This window comes from Kitasatospora sp. NPDC049285 (genome assembly GCF_040678815.1).
GTDB lineage: Bacteria > Actinomycetota > Actinomycetes > Streptomycetales > Streptomycetaceae > Kitasatospora.
Genome location: NZ_JBFAQR010000003.1, coordinates 94,094 through 117,468 on the forward strand (window position 1 = coordinate 94,094; position 23,375 = coordinate 117,468).

A 23,375-nucleotide genomic window follows, 5' to 3' on the forward strand; every position below is an offset into this window, starting at 1 on the left:
GCGACGGCGTCCGTACCCTGCGAGCAGGAGCATCGGCGGGCGGGGCACGGCCCACGACGGATGAAGACGACTACGAGCGGAGCCCGCTGTCCCCACAGGCAGCCGGCCCGCAGCCCTGGGGGCGGTGGCGTGACCGTGACAGAGATCCAGCAAGAGCCCATGAACAGCGGCCCGGTGGGCACCCAGCGACGGGTGCTCGTCGTGGAGGACGAGCCCACGATCGCCGAGTCCATCGCGGCCCGGCTGGGAGCCGAGGGCTTCAAGGTGGCGGTGGCCCACGACGGGCCGGGCGCGGTGGACGGCTTCCACACCTGGCAGCCGGACCTGGTGGTGCTCGACATCATGCTGCCGGGCTTCGACGGCCTCGAGGTGTGCCGTCGGATCCAGGCCCAGCGCCCGGTGCCGGTGCTGATGCTGACCGCCCGGGACGACGAGACCGACCTGCTGGTGGGTCTGGGCGTCGGTGCGGACGACTACATGACCAAGCCGTTCTCGATGCGCGAGCTGGCGGCCCGGGTGAACGTGCTGCTGCGCCGGGTGGAGCGCGCCCAGCAGGCGGCCCGCACCCCGGCGCTGGGCAGCCTGCGCTTCGGCGAGCTCGAGATCGACCACGTGCAGCGCCGGGTGCGGCTGGGCTCGGGCGACGTCCACCTGACGCCGACCGAGTTCGACCTGCTGGCCTGCCTGGCGGCGCAGCCGCGCGCGGTGCTGACCCGCGAGCAGCTGCTGGCCGAGGTGTGGGACTGGACCGACGCGTCCGGCACCCGCACCGTGGACAGCCACGTGAAGGCGCTGCGCCGCAAGATCGGTGCGAGCTGGATCCGCACGGTGCACGGCGTGGGCTACGCGCTGGAGGCACCGCTGTCCTGACCGGACGGCGCCGGTTCGGGCCTCCGGGGGGCCCGCGCGGCGTTCCGGTCGTTCACGGGGGACGAGTCCTAGGGACACCATGACCTTTCCACAGCAACGCAACGGGGAAGCCGAGCTCACCCCGCAGCCCCCGCTCGCGGTGCGCGCGGCGCGCCGGGTGTGGGCCGACATCCGCCCGTTCGACCCGGTGCGGTCGATCAAGGGCAAGCTGGCCCTGCTGGTGGTCGTCTCGGTGGTGCTGGCCACCGGCATGGTGGTGGTGGCTATCTGGTCGGAGACCCAGATCCGGGTCATCATGATCTTCTCGCTGATCGCCTCGCTGCTGTTCATGCAGTTCCTCGCGCACGGGCTGACCGCCCCGCTGCGGGACATGACGGCGGCGGCCCGGGCGATGGCCGAGGGCGACTACAGCGCCCGGGTCGAGGTCGCCTCGCGGGACGAGATCGGCGAGCTGGCCGACACCTTCAACCGGATGGCGGGCGACCTGGAGGCCGCCGACCGGCACCGCCGCGAGCTGATCGCCAACGTCTCGCACGAGCTGCGCACGCCGATCGCGGCGCTGCGCGGGGTGCTGGAGAACGTGGTGGACGGCGTGGTGAAGGCGGACCCGAAGACCCTGGGCACCGCCCTGGAGCAGACCGAGCGGTTGGGCCGCCTGGTCACCCACCTGCTGGACCTGTCGAAGCTGGACGACGGCGTGGTCCCGCTGGACACCCGCCCGTTCCTGGTGCGCCCGTTCCTGGACGGCGTGCTGCGCGGGGTGACGGTGGACGGCGCGGTGGCCGGCGGCGCGTACGCACGCCGCGAGGACGTCCGCCTGGCGCTGGACGTGCAGCCGGACCGGCTGACCGCGGTGGCGGACGAGGAGCGGCTGCACCAGGTGGTGGCCAACCTGGTGGACAACGCCTGCAAGCACTCGCCGGAGGGCGGCACGGTCACGGTGCGGGCCCGCGCGACCGACGACGGCGGCCTGCTGCTGGAGGTCGAGGACGAGGGCCCCGGCATCCCGCCGGCCGACCGCGAGCGGGTGTTCGAGCGGTTCGGGCGCAGCGGCTCGCCGACCGCGCTGGGCCCGGGCAGCGACGGCGGCACCGGGCTGGGGCTGGCGATCGCCCGCTGGGCGGTGGACCTGCACGGCGGCCGGATCCGGGTGGCGGAGGCGGCCGAGGGCTGCCGGATCGAGGTCACCCTGCCGGGTGAGAGCGCGGTTCCGGCATAGTTTGTCGCAGAACTGGTACAAACCGGGGCCGAACCGTTGTCGGACCGAGCCCGAAGGACCTGCCAAGTGGTCCAGACCATTGGTTTTGTCCGATTTTCGGCGACTATCAACCGGTATGGAAATGGGGTCAGTTCCCACCTTTCCGGCATCTCTAACGCTCAGATCAAGCCAAATTCCGACCCCTTGATGTGATCTGGGCGACGCCTGACCGCCGGGGACTGCGCGATCACTCGTCGGAGGCGTAGCCTTAATCCCCGCTGTCCACCATCCCAAAAGGAAGCGGAAGAGGGCGGTTGCCCCGTGTCGCCACACCAAGAAACCCCCAGCTCGGCAAGCTCCACTGGCTTCGGCCCCAATGAGTGGCTCGTCGACGAGATCTACCAGCAGTACCTCCAGGACCCGAGCTCGGTTGACCGGGCCTGGTGGGACTTTTTCGCCGACTACAAGCCCGGTACCGAGGTGACTTCAGTGACCCAGGCCGCAACCCCGGTCGGCGCCCCGCCGACCCCCGTTGCCGCTCCCGCTGCCGCTGCTCCGGCCGCGTCCGCCCCCGCTGCTCCGGCGCCCGCCGCACCCGCCCCGGTGGCCGCGCCCGCGCCGCTGCCGGCCGCGCCCGCCGCGCCGCCCGCGCCGAAGGCCGCCGCCCCGGCCGCGCCGAAGGCAGCCGAGGGTCCGGAGCTGGTCCAGCTGCGTGGCCCGGCCAAGGCCGTGGCCACCAACATGGACGCCTCGCTGGAGGTTCCGACCGCCACCTCGGTGCGCGCGGTGCCCGCCAAGCTGTTGATCGACAACCGCATCGTCATCAACAACCACCTGCAGCGCGCCCGCGGCGGCAAGGTCTCCTTCACCCACCTGATCGGCTACGCGCTGGTGCAGGCCGTGAAGGCCAACCCCGCGATGAACTACAGCTACAAGGTGGAGGACGGCAAGTCCTACCTGGTGAAGCCCGAGCACGTGAACCTGGGCCTCGCCATCGACCTGGTCAAGCCGAACGGCGAGCGCCAGCTGGTCGTCGCGGCCATCAAGAAGGCCGAGACCCTCGACTTCTTCGGCTTCTGGCAGGCCTACGAGGACATCGTCCGCCGGGCCCGCGCCAACAAGCTGACCATGGACGACTTCACCGGGGTCACGGTCTCGCTGACCAACCCCGGCGGCATCGGCACCGTGCACTCCGTGCCGCGCCTGATGCAGAACCAGGGCACCATCGTCGGCGTCGGCGCGATGGAGTACCCGGCCGAGTTCCAGGGCTCCTCCCAGGAGACGCTGGCCCGCCTGGGCATCTCCAAGATCATGACGCTGACCTCGACCTACGACCACCGCGTCATCCAGGGCGCGGCGTCGGGCGAGTTCCTGCGCTCGATCCACCAGCTGCTGCTGGGCTCGAACGACTTCTACGACGAGGTCTTCGAGTCCCTGCGGATCCCGTACGAGCCGGTGCGCTGGGCCACCGACGTGGCGACCACCCACGACGACGAGGTCAACAAGACCGCCCGCGTCATCGAGCTGATCCACTCCTACCGGGTCCGCGGCCACCTGATGGCCGACACCGACCCGCTGGAGTACAAGCAGCGCAAGCACCCCGACCTGGACGTCGTCCAGCACGGCCTCACGCTGTGGGACCTGGAGCGCGAGTTCGCGGTCGGCGGCTTCGGCGGCCAGAAGATGATGAAGCTCCGCGACATCCTCGGCCTGCTGCGCAACACCTACTGCCGCACCGTCGGCATCGAGTACATGCACATCCAGGACCCGGCGCAGCGCACCTGGCTGCAGGAGCGCCTGGAGAAGCCGTACACCAAGCCGGAGCGCGAGGAGCAGCTGCGCATCCTGCGCCGGCTGAACTCGGCCGAGGCGTTCGAGACCTTCCTGCAGACCAAGTACGTCGGGCAGAAGCGTTTCTCGCTGGAGGGCGGCGAGTCGCTCATCCCGCTGCTGGACGCCACCATCGACGCCGCCGCCGAGCACCGCCTCGACGAGGCCGTCATCGGCATGGCGCACCGCGGACGCCTGAACGTGCTGGCGAACATCGTCGGCAAGCCGTTCGGCAAGATCTTCGGCGAGTTCGAGGGCAACCTGGACCCGAAGTCGATGCACGGCTCCGGCGACGTGAAGTACCACCTGGGCTCCGAGGGCACCTTCACCGGCCTGGACGGCGAGACCATCAAGGTGTCGCTGGCCGCCAACCCCTCGCACCTGGAGACCGTGGACCCGGTCGTCGAGGGCATCGCCCGCGCCAAGCAGGACATCCTGGACTTCGGCGGCACGACCTTCCCGGTGCTGCCGATCCAGATCCACGGCGACGCGGCCTTCGCGGGCCAGGGCGTGGTCGCGGAGACCCTGAACATGTCGCAGCTGCGCGGCTACCGCACCGGCGGCACCGTGCACATCGTGGTCAACAACCAGGTCGGCTTCACCGCCGCCCCGACCTCCTCGCGCTCGTCGATGTACTGCACCGACGTGGCCCGGATGATCGAGGCGCCGATCTTCCACGTGAACGGCGACGACCCGGAGGCCGTGGTCCGCGTGGCCCGCCTGGCCTTCGAGTTCCGCGAGCAGTTCCACAAGGACGTCGTGATCGACCTCATCTGCTACCGCCGCCGCGGTCACAACGAGGCCGACAACCCGTCGTTCACCCAGCCGCTGATGTACGACCTGATCGACAAGAAGCGCTCGGTGCGCAAGCTCTACACCGAGGCGCTGATCGGTCGCGGCGACATCACCATGGAAGAGGCGGAGCAGGCGCTCCAGGACTTCCAGGGACAGCTGGAGAAGGTCTTCGCCGAGGTCCGCGAGGCCGCCACCGCTCCGGTCGGCGCCGCCAACGGCAAGCCGGTCGCCGACTTCCCGGTCTCCATCCAGACCGGCATCTCCGAGGAGATGGTCAAGCGGATCGCCGCCTCGCAGGTCAACCTGCCGGACTGGCTGACCGTCCACCCGCGCCTGCTGCCGCAGCTGCAGCGCCGCGCCGCCTCGGTCGAGGACAACACCATCGACTGGGCGATGGGCGAGACCCTCGCCATCGGCTCGCTGCTGATGGAGGGTCACCCGGTCCGCCTGGCCGGCCAGGACTCCCGCCGCGGCACCTTCGGCCAGCGCCACGCGGTGCTGATCGACCGCAACAGCGGCGAGGACTACACCCCGCTGCTGTACCTGACCGAGGACCAGGCCCGCTACACCGTCTACGACAGCCTGCTGTCGGAGTACGCGGCGATGGGCTTCGAGTACGGCTACTCGCTGACCCGCCCGAACGCGCTGGTCATGTGGGAGGCGCAGTTCGGCGACTTCGTCAACGGCGCGCAGACCATGGTGGACGAGTACATCGCGTCCGCCGAGCAGAAGTGGGGCCAGCACTCCGGCGTCACCCTGCTGCTGCCGCACGGCATGGAGGGCCAGGGCCCGGACCACTCGTCCGCCCGCCCGGAGCGCTTCCTGCAGCTGTGCGCGCAGGACAACATGACGGTCGCGATGCCGACCCTGCCGTCGAACTACTTCCACCTGCTGCGCTGGCAGGCGCACAACCCGCACCACAAGCCGCTCATCGTCTTCACCCCGAAGTCGATGCTGCGTCTGAAGGCCGCGGCGTCCGCCACCAGCGAGTTCCTCTCCGGCGGCTTCCGCCCGGTGATCGGCGACTCGACGGTGGACCCGGCGCAGGTGCGCAAGGTGGTCATCACCTCCGGCAAGTTCTACTACGACCTGGAGGCGGCCCGGACCGAGCGCGGCGTCACCGACACCGCGATCGTCCGCGTCGAGCGCCTGTACCCGCTGCCGGTGGCCGAGCTCCAGGAGGAGCTGAGCCGCTACGGCGAGGGCGTCCAGTTCATCTGGGCGCAGGAGGAGCCGGCGAACCAGGGTGCCTGGCCGTTCATCGCGATGAACCTGGTCGACCACCTGCAGGTCGTCATCGGCCGCTCCGCCAACGGCGCCCGGCTGCGCCGCGTCGCCCGCCCGGCCTCCTCGGCCCCGGCGGTCGGCTCGGCCAAGCGGCACGCCGCGGAGCAGCAGGCGCTGCTCGACGAGGTCTACGCGATCTGACACCCCCCTTCGACCGGAGAAAGACCCACCGTGTACTTCACTGACCGCGGCATCGAGGAACTGCAGAACCGGCGTGGCGACGAGGAGGTCACCTTCGAGTGGCTGGCCGAGCGCCTGCGGGAGTTCGTCGACCTGAACCCGGACTTCGAGGTGCCGGTGGAGCGGCTGGCCACCTGGCTGGCCCGGCTGGACGACGAGGACGAGGACTGACGGCAGGTCGGTCCAACGGCACGGCCCGGGAGGTTCCCACCTCCCGGGCCGTGCCGTTTTTCTCGGGGTCGGACTCCGGGTCGGCTCGGGGTCCGGTGCGGGTGGTCTCCGGGGCACGGCTTCCTTGACTTTCTCCATACGCGATATATCGTGAATATCAAGAGAACGCGATACATCGCGTATGGAGGGACGGGGAGAGAGCAATGACCCAGTGGACGGTTGACGCGACCGAGAACATCGCCTTCGACGAGCCGGTGCAGACCCTGCACGTGCGGATCGTCGACGGCACCGTGAACGTGGTGCCCACCGACGGGCCGGCCCGGCTGGAGGTGGCCCTGCTGGAGGGCGACCCGCTGCAGGTCAGCCTGGAGAACGGGGTGCTGACCGTCTCCTACAAGGACCTCTCCTGGCACGAGTTCGGCGAGGCCGTGAAGTCGGTGCAGACCGTCAAGTCGTTCTTCTCCTCGCTGCGCCGCAAGCGCCGGGCCGAGGTGACCGTCGCCGTGCCGGCCGCCGCCGCGGTCAAGCTCGGCACCGTCTCGGCGCACGCCACCGTCTCCGGGATCACCGGCGAGGTCGGCGTGCACGGCGCCAGCGGCGACACCACGCTGGCGGGCCTGACCGGCCGGGTGCAGGCCAACACCGTCTCCGGCGACATCGACGCCGAGGGCCTGTCCGGCGAGCTCAAGGTCAACACCGTCTCCGGCGCGGTCACCCTGGTGGCCGGCACCGCGGACCGGATCCGGGCCAACTCGGTCTCCGGCGCGGTCACCCTCGACCTGGACGTCACCACCCCGACCGACATCGCGGTCACCACCGTCTCCGGGGCGGTCGGCGTGCGGCTGCCCTCGCTCGCCGACGCCCGGGTGGAGGCCGGCACCACCGCCGGCTCCCTCTCCAGCGCCTTCTCCGAACTGACGGTCGGCGGCGGCTGGGGGTCCAAGAAGCTCTCCGGCCAGCTCGGCAGCGGCCGCGGCCACCTGCAGGTGACCACCGTGACCGGCGCGGTCACCGTGCAGCGCCGCCCCGACGCCGAGGAGGACCGGCCGGTGAAGGAACTGCCCGTCGGCGGGCTCGACCTGACCAAGGAGGTCTGAGATGACCCCGGTGTTCGGCCACGGCCGGCTCCGCCTCTACCTGCTCAAGCTGCTCGACGAGAGCCCGCGGCACGGCTACGAGGTGATCCGCCTGCTGGAGGAGCGCTTCCACGGCCTGTACGCGCCCTCCGCGGGCACCGTCTACCCCCGGCTGGCCAAGCTGGAGGCCGAGGGCCTGGTCAGCCATGCCGTCGAGGGCGGCCGCAAGGTGTACCGGCTGACCGACGCCGGGCGGGCCGAACTCGCCTCCCGGCAGGACGAACTGGCCGCCCTGGAGGCGGAGATCCACGACTCGGTCGGCCAGCTGGCCGGCGCGATCCGGCACGACGTCCGGACCAGCGCCAAGAACCTGCGCGACGAGATGTGGCAGCAGGCCAAGCAGTCCGGCACCGCCGCGCCCCTCGACCCGTTCGCCGGCGGCTCGTGGCGGGACAAGGAGTCCTGGCAGCGTGCCAAGGAGGAGTTCGCGCAGCTCAAGGCCGAGGCCCGGGAGCAGGCCCGGCGGGCCAAGGAGCAGGAGAAGGCTGCCCGGCTGAAGGCCAAGGAGGCCGAGGCGGAGGCCAAGCGGCTGCGTGAGCAGTCCCGGGCCGCCCGCAGCGCCGCCCAGGAGGAGGCGCTGCGGCTGAAGCGGCGGGTCGAGGAGCAGGTCCGCGAGCACGCCTCGCGCGGCGACTGGTCCACCGGTCTCGCCGAGGGCCTGGCCGAACTCACCCGCGGTCTCGGCTCGCTGGCGGACTCCGCCCGCTGGGGCAGCCCGGCGGAGACCCGGCCGGCCGGCGCCGCCGCACCCGCGGAGAGCGTCCGGATCGACCTCGACAAGACCGTTCCCGCGGCGGAGCTGCCGGACTGGGCCCGGATCGACCCGGACGGCGACCCGGCCCGCGAACTGGAGCGGCTGCTCGACCGGTTCCGCGACCACGTCCGCGACGGCGCCCGGGACACCGGCGTGGACGCCGCCCGGCTGGAGCGCGCCCGGCAGGCGCTGGCCGCCGCCGCCCGCGCGCTGTTCGAGCACTGACCGGGGGCACCGCGCCGCGGGACCACATGGACACGGAGGGCCGCTGAGGACGGGTCAGCGGCCCTTCGGGCATGGGCTTCTGACGCCTCGTCAGCTCAGGGCGTGAGCACCAGCTTGCCGAAGACCTCGCCCTTCTCCAGCCGGGCGAACGCCTCGCGGGCCTCGGCCAGCGGCAGCACCGAGTCGATCACCGGGCGGATCCCGGCGTTGGCGCAGAGCGCGAGCAGGCCGGCCAGCTCCTCCTTGGTGCCCATGGTCGAGCCGACCACCTTCAGCTCCAGGAAGAAGATCCGGTTCAGCTCGGCGGCCTTCGGGTTCGGGCCGCTGGTCGCCCCGGAGATCACGATGGTGCCGCCCGGACGCAGTGACTTCACCGAGTGCGACCAGGTCGCGGCGCCGACCGTCTCCATCACCGCGTCCACCCGCTCCGGCAGCCGGGCGCCGCTCTCGAACGCCGCGTCCGCGCCGAGCTCCACCGCCCGGGCCCGCTTGGCCTCGTCCCGGCCGGTCACCCAGACCCGCAGCCCGGCGGCCTTGGCCAGCACCACCAGCGCGGTCGACACCCCGCCGCCGGCGCCCTGCACCAGCACGGTGTCGCCGGGCTTCACCCCGGCGTTGGTGAACAGCATCCGGTACGCCGTCAGCCACGCGGTGGGCAGGCAGGCCGCCTGCTCGAAGCTCAGCTCGGCCGGCTTGGGCAGCAGGTTCCAGGCCGGCACCGCCACCCGCTGGGCGAAGGTGCCCTGGTAGCGCTCGGTCAGGATCGACCGGGGCTCGTTCGGGCCGACGCCGTGGCCGCTCTGGCCGATCACCGAGTGGATCACCACCTCGTTGCCGTCCTCGTCGACCCCGGCGGCGTCGCAGCCCAGGATCATCGGCAGCCGCTCGGCGGGCAGGCCCACCCCGCGCAGCGACCACAGGTCGTGGTGGTTCAGGGTGGCGGCCTTCACCGTCACCACGCTCCACCCCGGACGCGCCTGCGGTTCGGGCAGCTCGCCCAGCTCCAGCGCGCTCAACGGATCGTCAGGACTGATACGGGCGGCGTAGGCAGCAAACATGTCCGGACCATAGCCCTGCGGGGCGTGGTGGAGTAACCACGCCCCGCTGTGAGGGTTCACATATTGCGCATCCGGCCGCGTCGTTACAGGCGGGCCAGGCCCTCCGCCTTCGCGGCCTCGGCGACCGCGCGGGTGACCGCCGGGGCGACCCGCTCGTCGAACGGCGACGGGATGACCTTCTGCGGGGTCAGCTCCTCGGCGACGACGCCCGCGAGGGCCTTGGCGGCGGCGAGCTTCATGCCCTCGGAGATCCGGCTGGCGCGCACCGAGAGGGCGCCGGCGAAGATGCCGGGGAAGGCCAGCACGTTGTTGATCTGGTTCGGGAAGTCGGAGCGCCCGGTGGCGACGACCGCGGCGTAGCGGTGCGCGACCTCGGGGTGGATCTCCGGGTTGGGGTTGGCCATCGCGAAGATGAAGCAGCCGGGCGCCATGGTGGCGACGGCCTCCTCCGGGACGGTTCCGCCGGAGACGCCGATGAAGACGTCGGCGCCGACCAGCGCGTCGGCCAGGCTGCCCTTGAGGCCCTCCTTGTTGGTGAGGGCGGCGATCTCGGCCTTGACGTCGGTCAGGTCGCCGCGGCCCTCGTACACCACGCCGCGCCGGTCGCAGACCGAGACGTCGCCGATGCCGGCGGCCACCAGCATCTTGGCGATCGCGATGCCGGCCGCGCCGGCGCCGGAGATGACCGCGCGCAGCGAGCCGATCTCACGGTTCGTCACCTTGGCGGCGTTCCACAGGGCGGCGGTGGTGACGATCGCGGTGCCGTGCTGGTCGTCGTGGAAGACCGGGATGTCCAGGGCCTCCTGCAGGCGCTTCTCGATCTCGAAGCAGCGCGGGGCGGAGATGTCCTCCAGGTTCACGCCGCCGAAGGACGGGGCGAGCCGGACCACGGTCTCGACGATCTCGTCGACGCCGGTGCAGGCCAGCGCGATCGGCACCGCGTCGACGCCGCCGAACTGCTTGAACAGGATCGCCTTGCCCTCCATGACGGGCAGCGAGGCCTCCGGGCCGATGTCGCCGAGGCCGAGCACCGCGGTGCCGTCGGTGACCACGGCGACCGTGTTGGCCTTCCAGGTGTAGTCGTTCACCAGGGCGGGCTGCTCGGCGATGGCGGTGCACACCCGGGCGACGCCCGGGGTGTAGGCGAGGGACAGGTCGTCCGCGTCGCGCACCGGCACGGTGGCCCGGATCTCCATCTTGCCGCCGCGGTGGAGCGCGAAGACGGCATCGACGGGGTCGTCGGTGCTCTGGGTGTCGGTATGGATGATCTCCGCTGCCACAATGACCTCTTCGTCATATCAGCGAAGGCGCGCGATCCGACGGGCGGTCGACACCGGTCGCGGCGATGCGCGAAGGCGGGCACGCCGCCTGGCGTACCCGGAGCCGGGGTCGGGGCGCGGCCGTCGGGCGGCGCCCTCGGGTGAGGGTTTTCGGTGTTCTGCGCTGTTCGTCAGGGCTTCGGCACTGCACCTGTGCCGGGCCTTCCGGTGCCTCGGATCCAGAGCCGGTCTCGGCTTCCGGTCCTGCGCACCCCGGCCCTGTGGCGAACCGGCGGTCTGAGTCCTGCGTCGGGGGTCACCCGGTACCAGATTCTGACACACCCGTGACCCGGCTCAGCAGGCCGGGATGGCAGTATCCGGTGTTCGACCACCGTTGTCCGGACGTTCGCGCACCCGCAGCGTCTCGTCCGGCCCTTCCCGCGCGCTCACCCCAAGCGCAGCCGGGGACCGCACCGCCTCTCCCACAGGAGCACCCTCATGCTGATCGCCACCCACCCTGCCGTGGCCCGCACCGCCGGCCGGTTCGGCGCCGCCGCGGCGGCCGGATCGCTGCTGCTGACCGGCTGCGGCGCCGCCGGTGCCTCGGGCGGCTCGGCCGCCGCCGACCTGCACAAGCTGCTGCCCGAGCCGGTGCGCAAGGCGGGGGTGCTGCGGATCGCGGCGGACCTGAACTACGCGCCGGTGGACTTCAAGAACCAGGGCGGCAAGCCGGACGGGCTGGACCCGGACCTGGCGCAGGCGCTGGGCGAGGCGCTGGGGGTGCAGGTGCAGTTCACCGACACCCCGTTCGAGAAGCTGATACCGGGCCTGCAGGCGCACCAGTACGACGCGGTGATGTCGGCGCTGACCGACAACCGGCAGCGCCGGGACGGCACCGACGACTCCGGCGCGCAGGTGAACCCGGGCGTGGACTTCGTGGACTACTTCATCGCCGGCACCTCGATCGTGGTGGCCAAGGGCAACCCGCAGAACGTCGCCTCGCTGGACGACCTGTGCGGCCGCACCGTGGCGCTGCAGCGCGGCACCACCCAGGCGGCGATCGTGCAGCGGCAGACCTCGGCCTGCGACAAGGCGCACAAGCCGATGACGGTGAAGCTGACCGACACCGACGACCAGGCCCTGACGATGGTGGCGCAGGGCAAGGCGACCGCCGACCTGAACGACTACCCGGTGGCCGCGTACGTCGCGCAGCAGGGCCAGAACGGCGCACAGTTCCAGCTGACCGGCGCGCAGCTGCAGGCCTCGCCGTACGGGATCGCGGTGCACAAGGAGAACGCGGCGCTGCGGGACGCGCTCGCGAAGGCGCTGGACCGGATCATCCGCACCGGCGAGTACGAGAAGGTGCTGGCGAAGTGGAACGTGTCGGCGGGTGCGGCGCAGAACGCGGTGATCAACGGCGGTTTCTGAGTGCGGCGGACACCCGGCCCGGCGTCCCGCGCCGGGCGGGTTCCGCTCCGCATACTTATACAGAAGGTGACAGGGACAAGGGAATCGTCCGAATAGCGGACAGTCGGTGGTCCCGTTATCCGATTTTGATCTGATCCAGGGCCCGCTACCCCGGACCGAGTGGCAGGATTCCCCACAACTCGGATCACACGTGTCCACCTCGGCGGAGGGTGGCGAGCACCGAACAGAGCCGTACCCGCACCGCTTCCCCCGGCGGCGCGCCCCGTCAGACTCCCCAGGAGGAGATCCCCCTCATGACCGCTCGTACCTCGCGCAGCCGGCTGGTCGCCGCGGGCGCCGTCCTCGCGGCCGGTTCGCTGCTCCTGACCGCGTGCAGCAGCTCGTCCAGCTCCTCGGGCTCCACCGGCTCCGCGGGCTCGACCGCCTCGGTGAAGTCCGCTTCCGCCGACCCGTCGCTGGCGGCGCTGGTCCCGGCCGACGTGAAGTCCAGCGGCAAGCTGGTGGTCGCCGCCGACGCGTCCTACGCGCCCAACGAGTTCAAGGACGACAAGGGCGCCATCGTCGGCATGGACGTCGACCTGGCGGTCGCCATCGCGCAGAAGCTCGGCCTGACCGCGGACGTCCAGAACGCCGACTTCACCTCGATCATCCCGGGCATCGCGTCGAAGAAGTACCAGCTCGGCATGAGCTCCTTCACCGACACCAAGGAGCGCGAGCAGACCGTCGACATGGTCACCTACTTCACCGCCGGCTCGGCCGCCGCGGTGAAGAAGGGCAACCCGGACAAGATCGACCCGAAGGACCTCTGCGGCAAGAAGGTCGCCGTCCAGACCGGCACCACCCAGGCCGACGAGATCAAGGACGTCCGCAACCCGGACTGCGTCAAGGCCGGCAAGCCGACCATCCCGAACGACGGTGACAAGTTCACCCTGCAGACCGACGTCACCGGCGCGCTGGTGGCCGGCCGCGACCAGGTGATGCTCGCCGACTCCCCGGTCGTCGACTACGCCATCAAGCAGACCAACGGCCAGCTGGAGAAGGTCGGCGACACCTACGACTCCGCGCCGTACGGCATCGTCGTCGCCAAGGGCAGCGACCTCACCAAGGCGGTCCAGGGTGCGGTGACGGCGCTGATCGCCGACGGCACCTACAAGTCGATCCTCGACAAGTGGGGCGTCTCCGCGGGCGCCGTCACCACCTCCGAGATCAACGCCGCCAAGAGCTGACCCTCCGCCGCCCGAACCCCTGACGAGGTAATCACGTGAACAAGACCGACCAGGGGTCGGTGAAACCGGGACGGCCCGAGGCCATCAAGGCCGTCCCGGTGCGCCACCCCGGACGCTGGGCGGGCGTGGCCGTCATCGCGGTGCTCACCGCGATGCTGGTCCACGCGCTGCTCACCAACCCGGCGATCAAGTGGGACGTGGTCGGCGACACGCTGACCAACCAGACCGTCATCCACGGCATCTGGGTCACGCTGGAACTGACCGTGCTGTCCATGGTGATGGGCGTGATCGGCGGCGTGCTGCTGGCCGTCATGCGCCTGTCCGGCAACCCGGTGCTCTCCGGCAGCTCCTGGGTGTTCATCTGGATCTTCCGCGGCACCCCGCTGCTGGTGCAGCTGGTGTTCTGGAACAGCATCGGCGCGCTCTGGCCCGAGCTGTCGCTCGGCATCCCGTTCGGACCGTCGTTCTGGTCCGAGAGCTCCAACACCCTGATCCCGGTGTTCACCGCCGCGCTGCTCGGCCTCGGCCTGAACGAGGCCGCGTACATGGCGGAGATCGTCCGCGCCGGCATCCAGTCGGTGGACGAGGGCCAGACCGAGGCGGCGCACGCGCTCGGCATGAGCCGGACCGCCACCATGCGCCGGATCGTGCTGCCGCAGGCGATGCGGGTGATCATCCCGCCGACCGGCAACGAGACCATCTCGATGCTGAAGAACACCTCGCTGGTGCAGGTGATCGCGCTGGTCGAGCTGTTCACGGCCGGTCACGACATCTACGCCCGCACCTTCCAGACCATCCCGGTCCTGATCGCGGTCTCGATCTACTACCTGCTGATGACCTCGATCATGACGGTCGGCCAGTACTACATCGAGCGGCACTACGCCCGGGGCGCCAACCGCACCCTGCCGCCCACCCCGATCCAGCGGCTGCGCGGCCTGTTCCAGGCCCGCCGGCCCGCGCCGGCCGCCGCGGCCGAGGCCCCGGAGCCGCCGGCTGGAGGTAACCACTCATGACCGAGCTGTCCAAGCCGCAGGCCTCCGACCAGCCGATGGTCCGGGCCGAGGGCGTGCACAAGTCCTACGGCCTGGTCGAGGTGCTCAAGGGCATCGACCTGGAGGTCAAGCAGTCCGAGGTGTTCTGCCTGGTCGGTCCGTCCGGCTCCGGCAAGTCCACCTTCCTGCGCTGCATCAACCACCTGGAGAAGATCAACGCCGGCCGGCTCTACGTCGACGGCGAACTGGTCGGCTACCGGCAGAAGGGCGACCGGCTCTACGAGCTGCGGGACCGCGAGGTCGCCCTCAAGCGCCGGGACATCGGCATGGTCTTCCAGCGCTTCAACCTGTTCCCGCACATGACGGCGCTGGAGAACGTCATCGAGGCGCCGGTCCAGGTGAAGCGGGAGAGCCGGGGCGAGGCCAAGGAGCGCGCCATGGCGCTGCTGGAGCGGGTGGGGCTCGCCGACAAGGCGAAGAGCTACCCGTCCCAGCTCTCCGGCGGCCAGCAGCAGCGCGTGGCGATCGCCCGCGCGCTGGCCATGAAGCCCAAGCTGATGCTCTTCGACGAGCCCACCTCGGCGCTCGACCCGGAGCTGGTCGGCGAGGTCCTCGACGTCATGCGCGGCCTCGCCGAGGAGGGCATGACGATGATCGTGGTCACCCACGAGATGGGCTTCGCCCGCGAGGTCGGCGACGCGCTGGTCTTCATGGACGGCGGCGTGGTGGTCGAGTCCGGCCACCCGCGCGAGGTGCTCACCAACCCGCAGCACGAGCGCACCCGCGCCTTCCTCTCCAAGGTGCTCTGACCCGAGCGCCCCGGCGCTCCGACCACGAGCGCTCCCCCGGTGCCCGCCGCACGCCCCCGCGTACGGCGGGCACCGGCATGTCCGGGCCCGACTGTAATACCCTGGAGTCATTCAGCCCGTTACATGCTCGGAAGGACCCCCGTGGAGCTCGCCTCGTACGCCGACTTCGCCGTCCGGCTGGTCAACAGCGAGGAGCCGGACCGCGGCACCGACCGGCTCACCTCGGCGGACGCCGTCCGCGCCCTGTTCGGCGCCCCCTCGCAGGCCGCCGCGCTGGCCGACGAGTCCGACCTGCCCCGGCTGCGCGCGGTCCGCACCCGGCTGCGCGGGGTGTTCGAGGCCGCCGCCGACGGCGAGGACGTCCGGGCGGTGGACCTGCTCAACAGCCTGATGGTGGAGTACCCGGTCAGCCCGCTGGTCTCCGGCCACGACGACCTGGACGACACCGGCCGCCCCAACTGGCACCTGCACCTGGCCGACAACGCCCCCACCGCCGCCGCCAACTTCGCCGCGGTCGCCTGCATGGGCCTGGCCATCCACCTCACCGAGCTCGGCGTCGACCGGCTCGGCATCTGCCAGGCCGCGCCCTGCCGCAACGCCTACCTGGACACCTCCACCAACCGCTCCCGCCGCTACTGCTCCGACCGCTGCGCCACCCGCGCCAACGTGGCCGCCTACCGGGCCCGCAAGCGCCTGGAGGCGCAGCGCGCGCTGGCCGCCCAGGGCTGACCCGGCGTCAGAGCTCGAGGTCGACGGGCGCGCTGACGCCCAGTCGCTCGGTCCAGCGCGCCGGCCGACCGGCCAGCGCGCGTTCCAGCCGGCGCCCCGGCGCCAGCCAGGCCGGGCGCGGCGCGAGCCGCAGCAGCACCCGGCCGAGCACCAACTCGTCCGGCACCGCGCCGTATTCGCGGCTGTCGGAGTGCACCAGCGGGTTGTCGGAGAGCATCCACCAGCCGCCCGGCCGGCGGCCCGCGGCGCGTTTGACCACCAGCAGGTCCTGCTGCAGCGGGTGCCGGAACAGGGCGATGGCGCCGGGCCGCAGCCGGGCCCCGTAGCGCACCAACACCCGGTCCCCGTCGGAGAGCAGACGGCGCATCGAGGGGCCGCTGACGTCGGCGAGGCCGAGCGGTGTCTGGAATCGCACGATTCGGTCTCCTTCTTTTGCCCTAGGCCCCCGGGGCGAGAAGCGTTCCGGCGTGGCGTGAGGGTAATGTCGGGCGCGGGAAGACGATCTAAGGAAGGACCACCATGTTCTCTCGTCTGTTTGCTCCGCGGGTCACCGCCCACGCGCACTGCGACCTGCCCTGCGGCGTGTACGACCCGGCCCAGGCCCGGATCGAGGCCGAGTCGGTGAAGGCCACTCAGGAGAAGTACCAGGCCAACGAGGACGGCGAGTTCCGCGCGCGCGCCATCGTCATCAAGGAGGAGCGCGCCGAGCTGGTCAAGCACCACCTCTCGGTGCTGCACACCGACTACTTCAAGGCCCCGCACTTCGAGGCCTACCCGGGCCTGCACGACCTGTTCAACCGGGCCGGCAAGGCCGCCTCGGCCGCCAAGGCGTCCACCGACCCGGCGACCGGCCAGGCCCTGCTCGACCTGATCGCCGAGATCGACGCCATCTTCTGGGAGACCAAGAAGGCCGCCTGATCCGGGCACTCCGCACGGACCGGAACCCGGCCGCCACCGCCCCGACACCGGGGCCGGGCGGCCGGGTTCCGGCGTTCCGGGGCCGGCGGGGGCGGTTCCCGGCCGGAATCCAGGGCAGAAAGCCCTTTCCGTCCGCCCCCCTCCGGTGAGTACGCTCGACCGTATGATCCGCACCGCGACCCCCGCCGACGTCCCCGTCATCCGCGCCATGATCCGCGAGCTCGCCGAGTACGAGAAGGCGGTGGACGAGGCCCGCGCCACCGACGAGCAGCTGCACGACGCGCTGTTCGGCGAGCACCCGGCGGTCTTCGGCCTGATCGCCGAGGACGACGCGGGCGAGCCGGTCGGCTTCGCGCTGTGGTTCCGCAACTTCTCCACCTGGCGCGGCACCCACGGCGTCTACCTGGAGGACCTGTACGTCCGCCCGAGCAGGCGCGGCGGCGGCCACGGCAAGGCCCTGCTGACCGAACTGGCCCGGATCTGCGTGGAGCGCGGCTACCAGCGGATGGAGTGGTCGGTGCTGGACTGGAACGAACCCTCGATCGGTTTCTACAAGTCGCTCGGCGCGGTGCCGATGGACGGCTGGACCGTCTTCCGGCTCACCGACGGCCCGCTCGCCGAGCTCGGCGCGCAGCCCCGCTGAGCGCCACGCGTCGCTCGTTCCCGTGACGGTCGTCCGAGATCACGACAGGAACCGCCCGGGCGCGGTAACGTCTCGGGGCACAAGGCAGTTGAACCGAGCCAGTGGTAGTGCCATGGCCGCCCCGGCCGCAAGCAGCAAGCGTCACCCAGGAGGTGAGGGTGTCCCAGATCGACGGCGAGCCCGGAGTGAAGGACTTCGTGGAGGTGCGGCTGCCCGCGGAGGGCGCCTACCTGTCGGTGCTGCGGACGGCCACGGCCGGGCTCGCGGCACGGTTGGACTTCACGCTGGACGAGATCGAGGACCTGCGCATCGCGGTGGACGAGGCCTGCGCGATCCTGCTCCAACAGGCCGTTCCCGGCTCGATCCTGAGCTGCGAGTTCCGACTGGTCGGCGACTCGCTGCGGGTGACCGTGTCGGCCCCGACCACCGACGGCCGCGCCCCCGAGCGCGACACCTTCGCGTGGACGGTGCTCTCCGCGCTGGCCGGCGAGGTGGACTCCTCGGTCGCGGCGGACAACACGGTCTCCATCAGTCTGCACAAGAAGCGCGGCGGGTCGCCGGGCCAGCCGTAGTGACGTGTTCGACGTGTTCTCGGAACGGAACGGGTGATCGCCGTGAGTGATCTGGACCGCACAGCCGTCGTACCGCCGCAGGCCGGCGCCGCCCACGCCGCCACCCCTGACGAAGCCCTCCCGAAGGACTCCCACCGGATGAGCCAGCCGACCGACCCGAAGCCCGAGCGGCCCGAGCCGGCGCCCGCGGCCGAGCCCGCGGAGGCGGACCTGGAGGCCGCCGCCGAGGCCGTCCGCTCCACCGTCCCGGCCCAGGGGCACCGCAGTGGTGCCCCGGACCGGGAGGCGGCGCGGGCGCTGTTCGTGCGGCTGTCCGAGCTGCCGGAGGGGTCCCCCGAGCGGGTCGAGATCCGCAACCAGCTGGTCCGGATGCACATCCCGCTGGTCGAGCACCTGGCCCGCCGGTTCCGCAACCGCGGCGAGCCGCTGGACGACCTCACCCAGGTCGCCACCATCGGCCTGATCAAGTCGGTGGACCGCTTCGACCACGAGCGCGGCGTGGAGTTCTCCACCTACGCCACGCCCACCATCGTCGGCGAGATCAAGCGGCACTTCCGCGACAAGGGCTGGGCGGTGCGCGTGCCGCGCCGCCTGCAGGAGCTGCGGCTGTCGCTGACCACCGCGACCAGCGAGCTGTCCCAGCGGCACGGGCGCTCCCCCACGGTGCACGAGCTGGCCGAGCACCTGGGCATCTCCGAGGAGGACGTGCTGGAGGGCCTGGAGTCCGCCAACGCGTACTCCACGCTCTCCCTGGACGTCCCGGACAGCGACGACGAGTCGCCGGCCGTGGCGGACACCCTGGGCGCCACCGACGAGGCCCTGGAGGGCGTCGAGTACCGCGAGTCGCTGAAGCCGCTGCTCGCCCAACTCCCGCCCCGCGAGCAGAAGATCCTGGTGCTGCGGTTCTTCCGCAACATGACCCAGTCGCAGATCGCCGCGGAGGTCGGCATCTCGCAGATGCACGTCTCCCGGCTGCTCGCCCGCACCCTCGCCCAGCTGCGCGAGAAGCTCCTGGTCGAGGAGTAGACCGGCCCCTTTCACGCCGTAGGGCCCGCCCCGAACTCGGGTGCGGGCCCTACGCGTTGTCGTCGCGCGCCGTCGTCCGGGGGCGCTCCTGACCGCTACTGCTCGCCGTAGAGCACCGCGGTCACCCGCGGGTTGAGCAGGGCCACGATGCCGGCCAGCCCGAGCAGGCCGACCGCGACGGCGGCCACCGCCATCGCGCCGCCCGACTGCCACATGTAGTACGCCACCGGCAGGCAGATCGAGTTGGTGAGCACCGCCGGGCTGCGGCCCCACTTCCGGCCGCGCAGCAGCGCCCGGCCGGCCAGCAGCGGCAGCAGGCCCATCAGCAGCAGCACCAGGCCGCCGGTCTCGGTACGGCCGAACGCGGCGTCGGAGCCGGTGAACCCGGCGACCAGGTCGTAGAGGCCCCAGCCCGCCAGGGCGGCGCCCTCCAGCGCGGTCACGGCCGCTCCGACGAGCAGCGGGACGGGCCGGGCGGCGGCGGGGGCGGGAGCGGATTCAGCGGTCACCGGGCCAGGGTAACGGCCTCCTTATGTCGGCCGGGTCGTAGGCTGATCGTCATGCGCGCTCTCCTGGTCGTGAACCCGAAGGCGACCACCACCAGTGGCCGGACCCGGGACGTCCTGATCCATGCCCTGCGCAGCGACCTGAAGCTGGACGTCGCACAGACCAAGTACCGCGGCCACGCCCGCGACCTGGCCCGGCAGGCGGCCGAGGACGGCACCGTGGACCTGGTGGTGGCCCTGGGCGGCGACGGCACCGTCAACGAGGTGGTGAACGGGCTGCTGGCGCACGGCCCGGGCGAGCGGGTGCCGCGGCTGGCGGTGGTGCCGGGCGGCTCGACCAACGTCTTCGCCCGCGCGCTGGGGCTGCCGAACGACCCGGTGGAGGCGACCGGTGCGCTGCTGGACGCGCTGGACGCGCGCCGGGAGCGCGCGATCGGCCTGGGCAAGGCGCTGACCGACGGGCTGCCGGACCGCTGGTTCACCTTCACCGCGGGACTCGGCTTCGACGCCGGCGTGGTCGGCCGGGTGGAGCGCCAGCGCAGAGCGGGGCGCAAATCCACGCACGCGCTCTATGTCGTCGAGGCGCTCCGGCACTACGTCACCGAGCGTGATCATCGCCGCTCGGGCCCGATCTCCCTGGAGATCAACGGCCAGGAGCCCGAACCGGGCCTGGTGATGGCGATAGTTTCCAACACCTCGCCGTGGACCTTCCTCGGCTCGCGGCCGGTCTTCCCCTCGCCCTCCGCGTCCTTCGAAACCGATCTCGACATCTTCGGCATCACTCGAATGACCGCGTTCCGCACCGCCCGGACGATCCGTCAGATCCTGCGTCCGCTGCCCGCCGAGGAAGCCTCCGCAGGCCCCGCCGGGCCCTCCGGGAAGCACCTCGTGTCCTATCACGACGTTCGGCACTTCACCTTGGTTTCCCAGGAACCGGCCCCGTTTCAGGTCGACGGGGACCACCTTGGAGACAGGAGTCGCGTCAGTTTCACAGGCGTACGCCGGGCACTGCGTGTGATTGTGTGACCAGAAGGGGGTCCCGCCCTTCTTCTCGAACGCGCGAGCCCCTTCACCCCATAGAAGTACTGCCTGTGAGGTAGGCGACACCGAAGAATCAAAAATTTCTTGCCGAAGGGGGTTGTATCCACGTCCGAGGTTTGCGAACCTCTACATGGCGATCGGGACACACCGCAGCGGGACAACGCGGGAGAGTCCCTCGAATCGCCGAACCCCTCTCAGCACAGACCGCCCGGGCCCGATGGGCCTTAGGTCCCTTTTGCTGTTGCGGGATTCGTGAAAGCGTTCACATTCACAAGCCATCGAGTGAGTCGCACGGGCCACAGCCCGTCGACCGGAGGAGTTGGACGACCATGGACTGGCGCCACCGCGCTGTCTGCCGCGAAGAGGACCCGGAGCTGTTCTTCCCGATCGGGAACACCGGTCCGGCCCTGCTGCAGATCGAGGAAGCCAAGGCCGTGTGCCGCCGGTGTCCCGTCATGGAGCAGTGCCTGCAGTGGGCGCTCGAGACCGGCCAGGACGCCGGCGTCTGGGGCGGCATGAGCGAGGACGAGCGTCGCGCGATGAAGCGCCGCGCCGCCCGCAACCGCGCCCGCACCGCCTGACGCATCATCAGCAGTACGGATCAACCAACGATCAAGGGTTCGGCCGCAACGGCCGGCCGAGCCTTCCGAGCGGGCCCGCCCATCCGCGGGGCCGACGACGCGAGCCGCCCAGGCACTTGATACTGTTCACTTAGAGCAATATCGTGGAGCTGAGGCGCTCACCGTGTGCAACACACGAGGCGGGCGTCGCGCCACACCAGAGCCCCCGTTCCGGCCGACTCCCCCCGACGGCCGGACCGGGTCGAGAGGCCCTGCCGACCCACCCCCCCCCGGTCGGCAGGGCCTCGTTTCTCTTTCCGCCCGGCGCGGGTGAGCACCCGTCAGCGGACCGGGATCTCCAGCACCACCTTGGTCCCGCCGTCCGGCGCGGCCACCATGTCGAAGGTGCCGCCGAGTTCGCCGGTGGCCAGGGTGCGGACGATCTGCAGCCCGAGGTTGCCCGCCTGCTGCGGGTCGAAGCCCTCCGGCATGCCGCGGCCGTCGTCCTGAACGGTGATCAGCAGGTACTCCTCCGGGCGCACCCCGTTGTTCCAGCTGTCCGACCAGCCCTTGCCGCCGACCGGGGCCCGGCCGCGCAGGGCGCTCACCTCCAGGTTGCCGGAGGCGCTCGGGCCGAACGCGTGCTCCAGGGCGTTCTGGGTGAGCTCGGTGAGGATCATCGCCAGCGGGGTGGCCACCTCGGCGGAGAGGATGCCGAAGGAACCGCTGCGCCGGGTCGCGACCCGCCCGTCCTGGGAGAGCTCCATCACCATCGCCAGTACCCGGTCGGCGATCTCGTCGAAGGTCACCTGCTCGTCCAGGGCCTGCGACAGCGTCTCGTGCACGATGGCGATCGAGCCGACCCGGCGCACCGCCTCGTCCAGCGCGGCCCGGCCGGCCTCGGAGTCCATCCGGCGGGACTGCAGCCGCAGCAGCGCCGCGACCGTCTGCAGGTTGTTCTTCACCCGGTGGTGGATCTCCCGGATGGTGGCGTCCTTGGTCATCAACTCGCGGTCGCGTCGGCGCAGTTCGGTGACGTCGCGGCAGAGCACCAGGGAGCCGGTGGGGGTGCCCTTGGGCTTGAGCGGGATGGTCCGCAGGGTCACCACGCCGCCCTGCGCCTCCACCTCGGTCTGCCGGGGCGCCCAGCCGCTGGCCATCTTCACCAGCGCCTCGTGCACCTTGCTGCGGCTCGGCGGCACCAACTCGGCGGTGGTCCTCCCGAGGTGACTGCCCACCAGGTCGGTGGTCAGGCCGAGCCGGTGGTAGGCCGACAGCGCGTTCGGGCTGGCATAGGTGACCACGCCCTCCAGGTCCAGCCGGATCAGCCCGTCGCCGACCCTCGGCGCGGCGTCCATGTCGGTCTGCTCGGCGCCCGGGTAGGGGAAGGTGCCGGCCGCGATCATCTGCGCCAGGTCGGAGGCGCTCTGCAGGTAGGTGAGCTCTAGCCGGCTGGGAGTGCGCACGGTCAGCAGGTTGGTGTTGCGGGCGATCACGCCGAGCACCTTGCCCTCCCGTCGCACCGGGATGGACTCCACCCGCACCGGCACCTCCTCCCGCCACTCCGGGTCGCCCTCCCGGACGATCCGCCCCTCGTCGTAGGCGGCGTCCAGCAGCGGCCGGCGGCCGCGCGGCACCAGGTGGCCGACCATGTCGTCCTGGTAGGAGGTGGGGCCGGTGTTGGGCCGCATCTGGGCCACCGAGACGTAGCGGATGCCGTCCCAGGTGGGGATCCACAGCACCAGGTCGGCGAAGGACAGGTCGGAGAGCAGCTGCCACTCCGAGACCAGCAGATGCAGCCACTCCACGTCGGCACCGGTGAGGGTGGTGTGGCGGCGGACGAGTTCGTTCAGCGAGGGCACGTGCTGAGCGTAACGCCGCGCCCCACCCGTCACGTTGTCCAGACCAATTGTGGCGACCCCCTGGACAACCCAGATTGGTCTAGTCCACAATGAAGATGCACCAAGGAGAGACCCCCCGCGCAACTGCCCTGACCGCGCGAGGTCCCTCCTCGGTCGGAGGCGTCGATCGAGGGTCCCGCACAACTCTCGATCGGTCCCCGCCTCCGACATCCAGCTCCGGGCTGCGGTGCCGCATGGGTTGAGGGTCCCGTGTCGGCGCCGTGGCCCGTAGTGTTTTCCGGGCCCGTTCCGCCCGCACCG

22 protein-coding genes are annotated in these 23,375 nt (G+C 71.3%); 17 read left to right on the forward strand and 5 right to left on the reverse strand.

Annotated elements, in window-relative coordinates:
- Positions 1–159: 159 nt before the first annotated feature.
- The 6 genes from AB0K51_RS03430 to AB0K51_RS03455 all read left to right on the forward strand — a co-directional run bounded on the left by AB0K51_RS03430 (position 160) and on the right by AB0K51_RS03455 (position 8,446).
- Positions 160–870, forward strand: coding sequence for a response regulator transcription factor (locus AB0K51_RS03430; protein WP_363450002.1), 711 nt, complete (start codon positions 160–162; stop codon positions 868–870).
- Positions 871–949: 79 nt separating this feature from the next.
- Entirely contained in the window at positions 950–2,089 is a 1,140-nt protein-coding gene (locus tag AB0K51_RS03435; protein ID WP_363450004.1) for an ATP-binding protein, read from the forward strand.
- A gap of 300 nt (positions 2,090–2,389) precedes the next feature.
- Positions 2,390–6,121 carry a multifunctional oxoglutarate decarboxylase/oxoglutarate dehydrogenase thiamine pyrophosphate-binding subunit/dihydrolipoyllysine-residue succinyltransferase subunit gene (locus tag AB0K51_RS03440; protein ID WP_363450006.1) on the forward strand — a complete coding sequence of 1,244 codons (3,732 nt, stop codon included), beginning with the start codon at positions 2,390–2,392 and terminating at the stop codon, positions 6,119–6,121.
- A gap of 30 nt (positions 6,122–6,151) precedes the next feature.
- Positions 6,152–6,331 carry a DUF6104 family protein gene (locus AB0K51_RS03445; RefSeq protein WP_363450008.1) on the forward strand — a complete coding sequence of 60 codons (180 nt, stop codon included), beginning with the start codon at positions 6,152–6,154 and terminating at the stop codon, positions 6,329–6,331.
- 203 nt (positions 6,332–6,534) lie between these two features.
- Entirely contained in the window at positions 6,535–7,428 is an 894-nt protein-coding gene (locus tag AB0K51_RS03450; protein ID WP_363450010.1) for a DUF4097 family beta strand repeat-containing protein, read from the forward strand.
- Between the two features lies 1 nt (position 7,429).
- A complete protein-coding gene (locus tag AB0K51_RS03455; RefSeq protein WP_363450011.1) occupies positions 7,430–8,446 on the forward strand; it encodes a PadR family transcriptional regulator in 1,017 nt (338 codons plus the stop codon).
- 95 nt (positions 8,447–8,541) lie between these two features.
- On the opposite strand, the gene AB0K51_RS03460 is transcribed toward AB0K51_RS03455, so the two are convergent.
- Both AB0K51_RS03460 and AB0K51_RS03465 read right to left on the reverse strand, forming a co-directional pair.
- Complete coding sequence (locus AB0K51_RS03460; protein ID WP_363450013.1) at positions 8,542–9,504, reverse strand: zinc-binding dehydrogenase; 963 nt, start codon at positions 9,502–9,504, stop codon at positions 8,542–8,544.
- Positions 9,505–9,587: 83 nt separating this feature from the next.
- A complete protein-coding gene (locus AB0K51_RS03465; protein WP_363450015.1) occupies positions 9,588–10,784 on the reverse strand; it encodes an NADP-dependent malic enzyme in 1,197 nt (398 codons plus the stop codon).
- A gap of 477 nt (positions 10,785–11,261) precedes the next feature.
- Between AB0K51_RS03465 and AB0K51_RS03470 the strand changes: the two genes are divergently transcribed.
- From AB0K51_RS03470 to AB0K51_RS03490, 5 genes are all read left to right on the forward strand, one after another.
- A complete protein-coding gene (locus AB0K51_RS03470) occupies positions 11,262–12,191 on the forward strand; it encodes an ABC transporter substrate-binding protein (protein ID WP_363450018.1) in 930 nt (309 codons plus the stop codon).
- A gap of 293 nt (positions 12,192–12,484) precedes the next feature.
- Positions 12,485–13,417 (forward strand): ABC transporter substrate-binding protein, encoded by a 933-nt coding sequence (locus tag AB0K51_RS03475; protein WP_363450020.1) that lies wholly within the window; start codon positions 12,485–12,487, stop codon positions 13,415–13,417.
- Between the two features lie 35 nt (positions 13,418–13,452).
- Positions 13,453–14,430: an amino acid ABC transporter permease gene (locus AB0K51_RS03480; RefSeq protein ID WP_363450022.1), complete on the forward strand. Its 978-nt coding sequence runs from the start codon at positions 13,453–13,455 to the stop codon at positions 14,428–14,430.
- A 35-nt stretch (positions 14,431–14,465) separates the two neighbouring features.
- Positions 14,466–15,218, forward strand: a complete 753-nt coding sequence (locus tag AB0K51_RS03485; protein WP_363450265.1) for an amino acid ABC transporter ATP-binding protein — start codon at positions 14,466–14,468, stop codon at positions 15,216–15,218.
- Positions 15,219–15,359: 141 nt separating this feature from the next.
- Entirely contained in the window at positions 15,360–15,947 is a 588-nt protein-coding gene (locus AB0K51_RS03490) for a CGNR zinc finger domain-containing protein (RefSeq protein ID WP_363450024.1), read from the forward strand.
- 7 nt (positions 15,948–15,954) lie between these two features.
- On the opposite strand, the gene sodX is transcribed toward AB0K51_RS03490, so the two are convergent.
- A complete protein-coding gene (gene sodX, locus AB0K51_RS03495; protein ID WP_363450267.1) occupies positions 15,955–16,314 on the reverse strand; it encodes a nickel-type superoxide dismutase maturation protease in 360 nt (119 codons plus the stop codon).
- Between the two features lie 152 nt (positions 16,315–16,466).
- Here sodX and sodN point away from each other — a divergent pair, with 152 nt between their 5' ends.
- The 4 genes from sodN (at position 16,467) to AB0K51_RS03515 (ending at position 19,106) form a co-directional block, all read left to right on the forward strand.
- On the forward strand, positions 16,467–16,865 hold the full coding sequence (sodN, locus tag AB0K51_RS03500; protein WP_363450026.1) for a superoxide dismutase, Ni: 399 nt from the start codon (positions 16,467–16,469) through the stop codon (positions 16,863–16,865).
- Between the two features lie 163 nt (positions 16,866–17,028).
- On the forward strand, positions 17,029–17,508 hold the full coding sequence (locus AB0K51_RS03505; RefSeq protein WP_363450027.1) for a GNAT family N-acetyltransferase: 480 nt from the start codon (positions 17,029–17,031) through the stop codon (positions 17,506–17,508).
- A gap of 158 nt (positions 17,509–17,666) precedes the next feature.
- Positions 17,667–18,080, forward strand: a complete 414-nt coding sequence (locus AB0K51_RS03510; protein ID WP_363450029.1) for an anti-sigma regulatory factor — start codon at positions 17,667–17,669, stop codon at positions 18,078–18,080.
- 42 nt (positions 18,081–18,122) lie between these two features.
- Positions 18,123–19,106, forward strand: a complete 984-nt coding sequence (locus AB0K51_RS03515; RefSeq protein ID WP_363450031.1) for an RNA polymerase sigma factor SigF — start codon at positions 18,123–18,125, stop codon at positions 19,104–19,106.
- Between the two features lie 95 nt (positions 19,107–19,201).
- On the opposite strand, the gene AB0K51_RS03520 is transcribed toward AB0K51_RS03515, so the two are convergent.
- A complete protein-coding gene (locus AB0K51_RS03520; RefSeq protein ID WP_363450033.1) occupies positions 19,202–19,615 on the reverse strand; it encodes a hypothetical protein in 414 nt (137 codons plus the stop codon).
- 51 nt (positions 19,616–19,666) lie between these two features.
- Here AB0K51_RS03520 and AB0K51_RS03525 point away from each other — a divergent pair, with 51 nt between their 5' ends.
- Both AB0K51_RS03525 and AB0K51_RS03530 read left to right on the forward strand, forming a co-directional pair.
- A complete protein-coding gene (locus tag AB0K51_RS03525; RefSeq protein ID WP_363450035.1) occupies positions 19,667–20,638 on the forward strand; it encodes a diacylglycerol kinase family protein in 972 nt (323 codons plus the stop codon).
- Positions 20,639–20,982: 344 nt separating this feature from the next.
- Positions 20,983–21,234 (forward strand): WhiB family transcriptional regulator, encoded by a 252-nt coding sequence (locus tag AB0K51_RS03530; RefSeq protein ID WP_014138019.1) that lies wholly within the window; start codon positions 20,983–20,985, stop codon positions 21,232–21,234.
- Between the two features lie 320 nt (positions 21,235–21,554).
- Here the strand turns inward: AB0K51_RS03530 and AB0K51_RS03535 are convergent, their stop codons facing one another.
- Positions 21,555–23,075 carry a PAS domain-containing sensor histidine kinase gene (locus AB0K51_RS03535; RefSeq protein WP_363450037.1) on the reverse strand — a complete coding sequence of 507 codons (1,521 nt, stop codon included), beginning with the start codon at positions 23,073–23,075 and terminating at the stop codon, positions 21,555–21,557.
- Between the last annotated feature and the right edge of the window lie 300 nt (positions 23,076–23,375).